Annotated in this window: 11 protein-coding genes; all 11 read left to right on the top strand. The window is 67.7% G+C overall.

What is annotated here, in order from left to right; translation table 11 throughout:
- Positions 1–355: 355 nt before the first annotated feature.
- The 11 genes from L0U85_RS04570 to tpiA all read left to right on the top strand — a co-directional run bounded on the left by L0U85_RS04570 (position 356) and on the right by tpiA (position 12,374).
- Positions 356–1,357, top strand: a complete 1,002-nt coding sequence (locus L0U85_RS04570) for an ATP-binding cassette domain-containing protein (RefSeq protein WP_241376574.1) — start codon at positions 356–358, stop codon at positions 1,355–1,357.
- A complete protein-coding gene (locus L0U85_RS04565; protein WP_241376573.1) occupies positions 1,354–2,151 on the top strand; it encodes an ABC-2 family transporter protein in 798 nt (265 codons plus the stop codon). Before L0U85_RS04570 ends, L0U85_RS04565 begins: the two co-directional genes overlap by 4 nt.
- On the top strand, positions 2,152–2,937 hold the full coding sequence (locus L0U85_RS04560) for an ABC-2 family transporter protein (protein ID WP_241376572.1): 786 nt from the start codon (positions 2,152–2,154) through the stop codon (positions 2,935–2,937).
- A 490-nt stretch (positions 2,938–3,427) separates the two neighbouring features.
- Positions 3,428–4,270 (top strand): RIO1 family regulatory kinase/ATPase, encoded by an 843-nt coding sequence (locus tag L0U85_RS04555; RefSeq protein ID WP_277605382.1) that lies wholly within the window; start codon positions 3,428–3,430, stop codon positions 4,268–4,270.
- 93 nt (positions 4,271–4,363) lie between these two features.
- Complete coding sequence (uvrC, locus tag L0U85_RS04550) at positions 4,364–6,247, top strand: excinuclease ABC subunit UvrC (RefSeq protein ID WP_241376570.1); 1,884 nt, start codon at positions 4,364–4,366, stop codon at positions 6,245–6,247.
- 83 nt (positions 6,248–6,330) lie between these two features.
- On the top strand, positions 6,331–7,230 hold the full coding sequence (rapZ, locus tag L0U85_RS04545) for an RNase adapter RapZ (protein WP_347177348.1): 900 nt from the start codon (positions 6,331–6,333) through the stop codon (positions 7,228–7,230).
- A complete protein-coding gene (gene yvcK, locus L0U85_RS04540; protein ID WP_241376568.1) occupies positions 7,227–8,147 on the top strand; it encodes a uridine diphosphate-N-acetylglucosamine-binding protein YvcK in 921 nt (306 codons plus the stop codon). Before rapZ ends, yvcK begins: the two co-directional genes overlap by 4 nt.
- Positions 8,148–9,134, top strand: coding sequence for a DNA-binding protein WhiA (gene whiA / locus L0U85_RS04535; protein ID WP_241376567.1), 987 nt, complete (start codon positions 8,148–8,150; stop codon positions 9,132–9,134).
- A gap of 251 nt (positions 9,135–9,385) precedes the next feature.
- The gene (gene gap, locus L0U85_RS04530; RefSeq protein ID WP_241376566.1) at positions 9,386–10,384 is read left to right on the top strand and encodes a type I glyceraldehyde-3-phosphate dehydrogenase; all 999 of its coding nucleotides are present in this window, start codon (positions 9,386–9,388) and stop codon (positions 10,382–10,384) included.
- A gap of 7 nt (positions 10,385–10,391) precedes the next feature.
- The gene (locus L0U85_RS04525; RefSeq protein WP_241376565.1) at positions 10,392–11,588 is read left to right on the top strand and encodes a phosphoglycerate kinase; all 1,197 of its coding nucleotides are present in this window, start codon (positions 10,392–10,394) and stop codon (positions 11,586–11,588) included.
- A complete protein-coding gene (tpiA, locus tag L0U85_RS04520; protein WP_241376564.1) occupies positions 11,589–12,374 on the top strand; it encodes a triose-phosphate isomerase in 786 nt (261 codons plus the stop codon).
- Positions 12,375–12,412 lie beyond the last annotated feature (38 nt).

The following is a 12,412-nucleotide window of genomic DNA, read 5'->3' as shown; positions in this document are numbered from 1 at the left end:
CGATCGGTGGGAAACCCCTCATGTTCGGGCCCGGACCGCCTGCCGCACAACACAACACGAGCAACACTCACCCACCAAGGCCACCCCACCTGGCACGCACCCGGCCACCGCAGCGCACCCCGAACAGCCGTCCTCCTCTTTGTCGCTGCCTGATTGAAGTCCTACCACCACACTCCCTAAAGGCGCATCGGCTGCCTCTTCCCGTCGGCCTCATCGTCACCGCACTGGTCGTCGCCACCGGTTTCTGGGGCGCCGACTACTACTGCCATCCAGCGAACCCGAAGAGGCCCGGGGACCTCTTGATCGCTGAGAAATCCAGTGGCTCAGTGTCGGAAGGGACGCTTATGGTCGTTGCATGCCCATTCTTCAGGCGAACTCTCTGAGCAAGCGCTTCCGTCGTCCCGACAAGGGCTCCGGATTCAAGGGCGCCATCAAGCACCTGGTCCAGCGCAAGTACAAGAACTTCACCGCCGTCGACGGGATCGATCTCGAAATCGAGGCCGGCGAGTCGGTGGCGTACGTCGGACCCAACGGCGCGGGCAAATCGACCACGGTGAAGCTCCTGACAGGGATTCTGAAGCCCTCTGAGGGCACCGTACGGGTGATGGGCCGCGACCCGCACACCGAGCGCATCGCCAACGCCCACGGCATCGGCGTCCTGTTCGGACAGCGCACGCAGTTGTGGTGGGACCTGCCCGTCGAGGAGTCGCTGAAGCTCCTCAAGCACATGTACGGCGTCTCCGACGCCGACTACAAGGCCCGCATCGCCAAGTTCGACGAGCTGCTCGGCCTCGGCGAGTACATGCCCGCGCTCGCCCGCACCCTCTCACTCGGCCAGCGCATGCGCGCCGACCTGGCCTGCGCGCTCATCCACAACCCGAAGATGGTCTACCTGGACGAGCCCACCATCGGCCTCGACATCTCCGTCAAGGACCGGCTGCGCGCCTTCCTGCGCCAGATCGTCGACGATGGCACCACGTTGCTGCTCACCAGCCACGACCTGGCCGACATCGAAGAGGTCTGCGAGCGGATCGTCGTCATCGACGAGGGAAGGATCGCCTACGACGGGCCCATCCACGAGCTCAAGGCCCACTACATCACCACCAAGGCCGTCAACCTCATCCTCGAAGGACAGGCCGACGTGGTGAAGCTGGCCGAGAAGTTCCCCGACTATGTCTGGAGCGCAGGAGAGGCGGCCAGCGAGGTGACGGTCACGTACGAGTCGGCGCGATTCACCACCGCGGGGGTCCTGGGCGATCTCACCGCGCAGCTCGCACCGAGGGACCTTTCCCTGAGCGAGCCGAGCATCGAGGACGTCATCCGCAGGCTGTACGCGGGGGAGCTGACCAAGAAGTGACTCATACGCTGGCGGTCGACCGCGCCCTTGCGGTGCTGTCGATCAAGCGGCGCCTGGCCTACAAGGGCACCTTCTTCATCGGCCTGATCCTCGGCGGCGGCGGACTGCTGGTCCTGATGGCGCTGTGGCGCCATCTGCTCGGCGACGGCACTCTGGCCGGATACGACTGGGATGCCATGCGCGCCTACCAGATCATCAGCTTCATCACCGCGACCATGGCGTTCGGCGCGGCCGACTGGTACATCGCCGACCGGATCCTCGACGGCATGGTGGCGATCGACCTGACCAAGCCGGTCGACTTCCAGCGGGCCCGGGCAGCCGAGTTCATCGGCTCGATGCTCGCGACGGTGCCGACCGCCGTGGTCGGCGGCGTCGGAGCCTGGCTGCTGTTCGCGCCGCCGGGGCCGGTTTCGCCACTGGCCGGAGCATTGACCATCGTCAGCGTCCTGCTGATCTTCCCGCTGGTGTTCGAGGTCGTGTACCTGTCGGTCATGGTCTGCTTCTGGACCAAGCGTTACCTGGGCATCATGTGGGCGCGAGAGGCCCTGATGAGCTTCTTCGCGGGCATGATGATCCCCTTGGCCTTCATGCCGGAGTGGCTCCGGGCGATCGCCTGGGCCACGCCGTTCCCGCACTACACCACCACGCCCACCGACATCTACCTCGGCCGGGTCGACACGCTCGGCGCGCTCGGCCTCATTGCCGCCCAAGCCGCGTGGGTCGTCGTGCTCTGGGTGGGGGCGCGGCTGCTGTGGCGGTACGCGGTCAAGAGGGTCACGGTCCACGGAGGATAGATGCGACACACAGCCGCCGTATACGGCCGAAGCCTCGCCGCCCACGTCAAGTCGACCATGGAGTACCCGGCCGACTTCTGGATCATGGCATCCTCCGGCGCCCTGTGGCAGGTGCTCCAGTTCGCCTTCATCTCGGTGCTGTTCGCCAACATCACCACGGTCGCGGGCTGGGGCTACCACGAGATGCTGATCCTGGCCGGCTTCCTGGGCCTGTCGGGAGGCTCGTCAGCGCTGTTCTGGGACGGGATCTGGAGCACGCCGTCAATGATCGTCAAGGGCGAGTTGGACTACAGGATCGTGCGGCCCGCGCCCGTGATGGTGCAGGTGGCCTCGTCGCACATCGGCATGCAGTCCTTCGGCGAGGTTACGCTGAGCTCGGCGATGCTGGTCCTCGGTTGGACCGGCGCCGGTCTCGGTCTGGACATGCTGCCGCTGGCGCTGCTCCTGCTGGCCTGTGCCTGCGTGATCCAGTGCGCTCTGCTGACCGCCATGTGCGCGATCGGGTTCTGGGTCAAGGGCCATTTCCCGGCGTTCGCCTGGATCGCCGTCGATCTGCAAAGGGACGTGATGCGGTTCCCGCTGGGGATCTATCCGCCTCTGGTGCGTCTGGCGGCGACCTTCATGCTGCCGTTCGCCTTCGCGAGTTTCGTGCCGGTGCAGATCCTCATGGGCCGCCTGCCGGCGTGGTGGATGACGGGCACGATCGCGGTCACCGTGGTGATGGTGGGGATCGCGGTGGCGGTCTTTCGCGCGGGCCTTCGCTCCTACGACTCGGCGGGACACTGAGGTGACCGAGGCTTTCAGTGCCCCTCGCGGGCGCCACGCTCGGCGCCGAATGGGTGATGGCGAATCGCATCCTCGACGGCCTGGTGGACGGGACTTGCCCCCAACGGCGACGCCTGGCTCGATGAGGTGTTCGCCGCCCCGATCGGTGAGCCCTACCGAGACGACGGCCCCGAATCGGGCAGTCCATGTGAAAAAGGGGTTGCGGCCGGCCTCGGGGGTTCGCTAATGTCGCTCTCGTCGCCCGGGCGGTTCGGAAGCCGGGGCCGCAGAGCGTTTGGAGGTGTGTACTGATGGCTGTCGTTGTTCTACGTCCTGCCTCGATCACCAGTTCACCTCCCGTCGGCTCGCTCTGACCTGTTGTCGCGTGCCGCCGGATTTCCCTGCACAGGAGCTTCCCGCAGTGGCACGCAAGTCCAACAGCATTTCCGAATTCGAATCCACCCGTCGGCGCCGCAGGCTCGACGAGGACGAGATCTTCTCCCCTGAGGAGCTGGCCCGCTTCGAGGCCATGCGCTCCGAGGACTTCGACGAGGGCCCGGTCGACGACGGTCCGCCGGCGGGCGACCGCTGGTCGATCTGGGACCAGTCCGAACCGCTCCAGCGCGGCCCGAGGCCGTGGCCGGAGTGGGTCGTCACCGACCTGGGCGCCGTCGACTACGAGCTCGGCGTCCTGAAGACCGGCAAAGAGGCCGACGTCTTCCTCATCGAACGCGCCGTACCGGGCACCGACCGGGCCGTGCTCATGGCCTCCAAACGGTACCGCTCGGCCCAGCACACCCAGTTCAACCGAGCCGGCGACTACACCGCCGGGCGCTCGGCGCGGCGCTCCCGCGACCGCCGCGCCATGGAGAAGCGCACGACCTTCGGTCTCGAACAAGCGGCGGGCCGCTGGGCCGCCGCCGAGTTCGACGCGCTCACGCGGCTGCACGACGCCGGCGTGGCCGTGCCCTACCCCGTGCAGATCCTCGGCACCGAGGTGATCATGGAGTTCATCGGCGACGACCGTGTCGCAGCTCCGCGGCTGGCCGAGACCAGGCCGGACGAGGCCGAGCTGGAGAGCTTGTGGGACCAGGCCTGCGAGAACCTGCGACTCATGGTCGAGCAGGGTTTTGCCCACGGCGACCTCTCGTCGTACAACACGGTCGTCCACGAAGGCCGCCTGGTGGTGCTCGACCTGCCGCAGATCGTCGACATCTACGCGAATCCGAAAGGTTTCCAGTTCCTAGGGCGCGACGTCGAGAATCTCGGCTCCTGGTTCACCGCACGGGGCCTCGACCGGATCGAGGTCGACGAGCTCCTCGCCGAGCTGATGGTCCTCGCCAAGGCCCGCTGACGGGCCCGCTCGGCCGGGGCGCACCGCGCGCCCCGGCCGAGCGCCGGTTCGCGCCGTGTCCACCTGTCCCACCCCCGTTATAGCCTTGTCGGCGTGAGCGTTGATTACCGTCCCGCGCCGGGCACCATCCCGACCCAGCCCGGCGTCTACCGCTTCCGCGACCGCGATCGGCGGGTCATCTACGTCGGCAAGGCCAAGAACCTCCGCAACCGGCTCAACTCCTACTTCGCCGACGAGACCCGCCTGCACGAACGCACCCGCCGGATGGTCAACACCGCCCGCAGCGTCGAATGGACCGTAGTCGGCACCGAGGTCGAGGCCCTCCAGCTCGAATGGACCTGGATAAAGGAGTACGACCCGCGCTTCAACGTCATGTTCAAGGACGACAAGTCCTACCCCTGGCTCGCAGTCACCGTCGGCGACGAGTTTCCCCGCGCCCAGGTCATGCGCGGCACCCGCCGCAAAGGCGTGCGCTACTTCGGCCCCTTCGGCAGCGCCTGGGCCATCCGCCAGACCCTCGACCTGCTCACACGGGTCTTCCCCATCCGGACCTGCTCGGACACCGAATACAAGCGCTGCAACCGGATCGGCCGACCGAACCTCCTGGCGGACATCGGAAAGTGCTCGGCACCCTGCGTCGGCCGCATCAGCGCCGAGGAATACCGCGAACTGGTGGGCGCCTTCTGCGCCTTCATGTCCGGCGACACCGCCTCGGTCCGCAGACGCCTGATCGCCGAGATGCAGGAGGCCTCCGAAGCCCTCGAATTCGAGAAGGCCGCCCGCCTGCGCGACGACCTCGCCGCCCTCGACAAGGTACTCGAGCAGCAGGTCGTCGTCCTCTCCGAAGACGTCGACTGCGACGTCATGGCCGTCGCCGACGACGACCTCCAGGCGGCCGTCCAGGTCTTCCACGTGCGCGGCGGCCGCATCCGCGGCCAGCGCGGCTGGGTCATCGAGAAGCCCGAGCTCGTCGACCTGCCCGGCATCGTCGAGCGCTTCTGCATGCAGTTCTACGGCGAGCAGGGCGAAGTCATCCCGCGGGAGGTCCTCGTCCCGGCCCTGCCCGGCGACATCGAGGCGATCACCGAGTGGCTGACCGAGCGGCGAGGCTCCAAGGTCGACCTGCGCGTGCCCCGCCGCGGCGACAAGCGCGCGCTGGCCGAGACGGTCGAGAAGAACGCGAACGAGGCCCTCCAGCGGCACAAGCTCAAGCGCGCCGGCGACCTCACCGCCCGCTCCAAGGCCCTCGAAGAGCTCGCCGACGCCCTCGACCTGCCCGAGGCGCCGCTGCGCATCGAGTGCTACGACGTCTCGCAGTCCCAAGGGGATGACGTGGTCGCCTCGATGGTGGTGTTCGAGGACGGCCTGCCGCGCAAGAGCGAGTACCGCCGCTTCGTCATCAAGGGGGAGAAGAAGGACGACCTGTCCTCGCTCCAAGAGACGCTGCGACGTCGTCTGTCCAAGCTGGAGGATCAGCCGGCCGGGTCGCCGCTCGAAGAGGACGACGAGCCCCGCAAGGGCTTCCACTACCCGCCCCAGCTGCTCGTCGTCGACGGCGGCCAGCCGCAGGTCGCCGCCGCCGAGCGGGTCTTCGCCGAGATGGGCGTGGACACGATCAACCTCGCCGGTCTCGCCAAGCGTCTTGAAGAGATCTGGCTGCCCGGCGAGGACTACCCGGTGATCCTCTCGCGCACCTCCGAGGCCCTCTACCTCATGCAACGCGTCCGAGATGAGGCTCACCGATTCGCAATCTCCTTGCACCGCAACCGCAGGCGTAAGAGAATGAAGTTCTCGGCCCTCGACGGGATCCCCGGGCTAGGCGAGTCCAAACGCAAGGCCCTGCTCAGGCGGTTCGGCTCGGTCAAGCGGATCCGCGAGGCGAGTCTCGAAGACCTGGAAGCGGTTCCTGGCATCGGGCCGAAACTCGCCGAGTCCTTGCAGACACATCTGCGAAATCCCGAGGACAACACCGATTGAGGCTCGCGTGGTAGCTATACGGGTGTCGACCGAAATGCCGTGTCACGGCGGCGCCAAGATCAATCTCCGGGATACTTGAAGCTATGAGTGTGGCATCTGACCAATCTGCGTTGCATGACCGAAGCGACCTCGAGCTCGTCATCGTCACGGGCATCTCCGGCGGGGGACGGTCGACGGTGGCGCGCGCCTTGGAGAACGTCGGCTACTACGTAGTGGACAACCTGCCCGAATCGCTCGTCGCGCAGACCGCCGAGCTGGCCGCCTCCGGCGGGCCAGAGGTGAGGCGCACCGCGATGGTGCTCGACGTGCGGTCCAGGGCCTTCACCACCGACCTGGTCGGGGTCATCGAGGGCCTGCGCAAGGCCGGATTCAAGCCGCACCTGGTGTTCGTCGACGCCGACGACGACGTGATCATCCGCCGCTTCGAGAAGGTCCGCCGCGCCCATCCGCTGCAAGGCGACGGCCTGCTCGCCGACGGCATCGCCGCCGAGCGCCGGCTGCTCGCGCCCGCCCGAGAATCGGCCGACACCCTGTTCGACACGACCCACCTGAACGAGAACCAGTTGCGCGCTCGCGTCGAGGAGGCGTTCCTCGCGCCGTCCACGCCAGGACTCCAGTTCACCTGCATGTCGTTCGGTTTCAAGTACGGCATCCCGCGCGATGCGGACTACGTCGCTGACGTACGATTTCTTCCCAACCCGTACTGGGTCCCGAGCCTGCGTGAGCACACGGGCGCCGACAAGGAGGTCTCGGACTACGTCCTGAGTCAGGACGGCGCCGAGGAGTTCGTGGACGCGTATGCCGGGCTGCTGCTCGGCACCACTCAAGGATTTGAGCGGGAAGGCAAGCGCTACATGACGATCGCGATCGGATGCACCGGCGGCAAGCACCGCAGCGTGGCCATCTCCGAAGAGCTCGCGCGTCGCCTCAACGCGGCCGGTTTCCCCGCCAACACTCATCACCGCGACCGAGGAAACGAATGAGAAAAGTCGTCGCTTTCGGCGGCGGACGAGGCCTGTCGGCCTCGCTGCGAGCACTGACCCGGCTCGACATCGATCTGACGGCCGTGGTGACCGTCGCCGACGACGGCGGATCGTCGGGAATCATACGGCGGTCGAGACCGGTCCTCCCCCCAGGGGACCTGAGAAAAGCACTGGTCGCCACCGCCGACCCCGAGAAGGCAACGGCGGCCGGCCTCTTCTCGCACCGCTTCGACGGCGACGACTTCCTCTCGGGCCACCCGGTCGGCAACATCGTCCTGACCTCGCTGCTCGAACGCCATGCCAACCCCGTCGCGGCCCTCGAGGAGGCCGCCGAGCTCCTCGGATGCCGCGCGCGCATCCTCCCCATGTCCTGCCGGCCGCTCGACATCGTGGCCGACCTGGTCGAGGGAGCCGGGATCCGCACCATCGTCGGACAGCACGACGTCGCCGTCGCCGACGGCGCGGTCGGCGAGGTCCGGCTCCTGCCCGCCGATGCCTCGGCCTGCCCGGAGACCCTCAAGGCCGTCGCCGAGGCCGACTGGCACGTCTTCGGCCCCGGCTCCTGGTACACCAGCGTCATCCCGCACCTGCTCCTCCCCGAACTCCGCGAGGCCGTCGCAGACGCGGCTGCCCGCCGCGTCGTCGTGCTCAATCTCTCCGAAGAGAAGGAGACCGACGGCCTCACTCTCGCCGGACACCTCGACGCGCTGGGGCGTTACGCGGAGGGTGTCCGGTTTCACTACGTCATCTCGGGCGATACCCGAACCCTCGACGATCCCGAATCGTTGAACAGTGCGGCACAATCGTTGAAGGCCGAGTTGCTGGCGGCGGATCTCGCCGCCGACGTCGTCACCCACGACGTGGCCGCACTCGCCGCGGTATTGGGAAATCTGCTCGTCGAAGATGGTGGTTCATAAATGGCGATGACCTCGGAGGTCAAGGACGAACTCAGCCGGATTGAGGTCTCGAAGTCCTGCTGTCAGCGCGCCGAGCTCGGCGCGCTGTTCCGGTTCGCCGGCGGGCTCCACCTCGTGGGCGGCGCGAATGTCGTCGTGGAGGCCGAGGTCGATGCCGGCAACGTCGCCCGCCGCGCCAAGCGCATGATCAACGAGCTGTACAACTACGACTCCGAGGTCCACGTCCTCGTCGCCGCCGGGCTGCGGCGCACCAACCACTACCTGCTGCGCGTCATGGCCGACGGCCAGGCGCTCGCCCGCCAGATCGGCCTGACCGACCAGCGCGGCTACCCGGTCAGGGGTCTGCCCGCCCACGTCGTCGGCGCCTACCCGTGCTGCGCGGAGGCCGCCTGGCGGGGTGCGTTCCTCGCCCGCGGCTCGCTCACCGAGCCGGGCCGCTCCTCCTCGCTGGAGGTCACCTGCCCCGGCCCGGAGACCGCGCTGGCGCTCGTCGGCGCCGCTCGGCGCCTCGGCATCAGCGCGAAATCGCGGGATGTGCGCGGGGTCGACCGCGTCGTCATCCGCGACGGTGACGCCATCGGCGAGCTGCTCACGAGACTGGGCGCCCACAGTTCGGTCCTGACCTGGGAGGAGCGGCGCGTGCGCCGTGAGGTGCGCGCCACCGCGAACCGGCTCGCGAACTTCGACGACGCGAATCTGCGTCGCTCGGCCCGCGCCGCCGTCGCCGCGGCCGCGAAGGTCACGCGGGCCCTGGAGATCCTCGGGGACGACGTGCCCGAGCACCTCGCCGGAGCCGGGAAGCTTCGGCTGGAACACCGGCAGGCCTCCCTGGAGGAGCTCGGCACCCTGGCCGACCCGCCGCTCACGAAGGACGCGATCGCCGGGCGCATCCGCCGCCTCATCAACATGGCCACCAAGCGCGCCGCAGAGGACGGCGTCCCCGGTCCCGATGAGGCTGTGGCAGAGGAGGAAGCACTCGCAGCGTAGCGCGCTGGGCAGCCGCATGATAGCGCTTTCTTAACGGCGATGTCATACCGCTGTGGCGAGTGTGACATCATCGAGGGGACTCGCCTGCGGACCGGTGAAAAACGGGAGCGGTAGGGTCGTAGAGTGCTCGGCGACGAGGCCGAACAGCGATCTGTTCCACCGTCGCACTGTGGCTGAATGGATCGCGTCCGAGACCGCCTCTGGTCTCAGTCAGATATTTTCGTTTTCTGTTCTAGCGAGGAGATGGGCACGTGACCATCCGCGTTGGTGTAAACGGCTTCGGCCGTATCGGTCGCAACTTCTTCCGGGCGGTTCTCGCCTCGGAAGCCGACATCGAAGTGGTCGCCTTCAACGACCTCGGCGACACCGAGACCATTGCACACCTGCTGAAGTACGACAGCATCCTTGGCCGACTGCCTTACGAGGTCAAGGTCGGAGCGGGCGAGCTGACCGTCAACGGCAAGACCATCAAGGCGTTCGCCGAACGCGACCCGGCCGCCCTCCCGTGGGGCGAGGTCGGCGCCGACGTCGTCATCGAGTCGACAGGCTTCTTCACCGACGGCACCAAGGCCGCCGCGCACCTCAAGGGCGGCGCCAAGAAGGTCATCATCTCCGCTCCGGCGAAGAACGAGGACCTCACCGTCGTCATGGGCGTCAACGACGACAAGTACGACGCCGAGAAGCACAACATCATCTCGAACGCCTCCTGCACCACCAACTGCCTGGCGCCGATGGCGAAGGTCCTCAACGATTCCATCGGGATCAACAAGGGCCTCATGACCACCATCCACGCCTACACGCAGGACCAGAGCCTGCAGGACGGCCCGCACAAGGACCTGCGTCGCGCCCGCGCCGCCGCCGTCAACGTCGTCCCCACCTCCACGGGTGCGGCGAAGGCCGTGGGCCTGGTGCTGCCCGAGCTCAACGGCAAGCTCGACGGCTTCGCCATGCGCGTCCCGATTCCGACCGGCTCCGCCACCGACCTCACCTTCGAGGCCGCCAAGGAGACCACCGTCGAAGAGGTCAACGCCGCGGTGAAGGCCGCTGCCGACGGTCCCCTCAAGGGCGTCCTGTCCTACACCGAGGACCCGATCGTCTCCAGCGACATCGTCACCGACCCGCACTCCTGCATCTTCGACGCGGGCCTGACCAAGGTCATCGACGGCAACCAGGTGAAGGTCGTGGGCTGGTACGACAACGAGTGGGGCTTCTCGAACCGCCTGGTCGGCCTCGTCGAGCTGATCGGCTAATCAACTCATGAAGACACTCGACGAACTCCTGAAGGAGGGCGTCAACGGTCGGCGCGTACTCGTGCGCGCCGACCTCAACGTTCCTCTCGACGGCAAGAACATCACCGACGACGGCCGCATCCGCGCCGTCGCGCCCACCGTCAAGGCCCTCGCCGAGGCCGGCGCCCGCGTCGTGGTGTGCTCGCACCTGGGCCGCCCGAAGGGCGAGCCGGACCCGGCGTTCTCGCTGGCCCCCGTCGCGCAGCGGCTGGGCGAGGTCTTGGGCCTCGAAGTCGCCTTCGCGGCCGACACCGTCGGCGAGGACGCCGAAGCCAAGGCCGTCGCCCAAGGCGACGGCGATGTGCTGCTGCTGGAGAACCTGCGCTTCAACAAGGGCGAGACCAGCAAGGACGACACCGAGCGCGCCGAATTCGCCGGCCAGTTGGCCGCCTTCGGCGACGTCTACGTCGACGACGCCTTCGGCGCCGTGCACCGAAAGCACGCTTCCGTCTACGACGTCGCGAAGGTCCTCCCGCACTATGCGGGCTGGCTCATCGCCAAAGAGGTCGAGGTCCTCTCGAAGCTCACCGGCGACCCCGAGAAGCCGTACGTGGTGGTCCTCGGCGGCGCCAAGGTCTCCGACAAGCTCGCCGTCATCGACAACCTGCTCGACAAGGTCGACACGCTGATCGTCGGCGGCGGCATGATGTTCACCTTCCTCGCGGCCGAAGGCTACGAAGTCGGTTCATCACTGCTGGAGAAGGACCAGATCGGCACCTGCAAGACCTACCTCGATCGCGCCGCCGAATTGGGCGTCGAACTGCTGCTGCCGGTGGACGCCGTCACCGCCGCCGAGTTCGCCGCCGACGCCGAGCCGCTCGAGGTGCCGGTCTCCGCCATCCCGGCCGACCGCATGGGCCTGGACATCGGCCCCGAGTCGGCCCAGCTGTTCGCGCAGCGCATCGGCGAGGCCGACACTGTGTTCTGGAACGGCCCGATGGGCGTCTTCGAGTTCCCCGACTACGCGGCCGGCACCAAGACCGTCGCGCGGGCCCTGGTGGACTCCGACGCGTTCAGCGTGGTCGGCGGCGGCGACTCCGCCGCCGCGGTCCGCACGCTCGGCCTGCCCGAAGACGGCTTCAGCCACATCTCCACCGGCGGGGGCGCCAGCCTCGAATACCTCGAAGGCAAGACCCTGCCCGGCCTGGACGCACTGGAGGACTAAATGTCTGAGACCCGCAAGCCGCTCATCGCCGGCAACTGGAAGATGAACCTCAACCACCTCGAAGCGATCGCACTGGTGCAGAAGCTGGCCTTCAGCCTCTCCCGCGACCAGCTCGAAGCGGTCGAGACCGTCGTCCTGCCGCCGTTCGTCGACATCCGCAGCGTGCAGACGCTCGTCGACGGCGACAAGCTCACCGTCGGCTACGGTGCCCAGGATGTGTCCGCGCACCCGTCCGGCGCCTACACCGGCGAGATCGCCGCCTCGATGCTGGCCAAGCTCGGCTGCTCGTACGTGGCCGTCGGCCACTCCGAGCGCCGGCAGTACCACGAAGAGGGCGACGAACTGGTGGCCGCGAAGGTCCGCCAGGCGCTCAACAACGGGATCAGCCCGATCCTGTGCGTGGGCGAGGCACTGGACGTCCGCGAGTCCGGGAACCACGTGCCGCACACGGTGAGCCAACTGCTGGCCGCCGTGGACGGGCTGACCGAGGAGGAACTCGGCAAGGTCGTCGTGGCCTACGAGCCGGTCTGGGCGATCGGGACGGGCCGCACCGCGACCCCGGACGACGCCCAGGAGGTCATCGGCGCGCTGCGCGCGGCGCTGGCCGAGAAGTTCGGCGCTGTCGCCGACCGGGTTCGGATCCTCTACGGAGGTTCGGTCAAGTCGGCCAACATCGCCCAGATCATGGTCAAGCCGGACATCGACGGCGCTCTCGTCGGAGGTGCGAGCCTCGACGCCGAGGAGTTCGCCAAGATCGTTCGGTTCCCGGAGCACGCGAACGCCTAGGGAACGCAGACCAGGGCCGCCGTACAACGTTGTACGGC

The organism is Glycomyces sp. L485, assembly GCF_022548875.1.
In the GTDB taxonomy this organism is placed as follows: Bacteria; Actinomycetota; Actinomycetes; order Mycobacteriales; family Micromonosporaceae; genus Glycomyces.
Note: the sequence above shows the minus strand (reverse complement) of the source record. Positions and strands in the feature narration are given on the sequence as shown.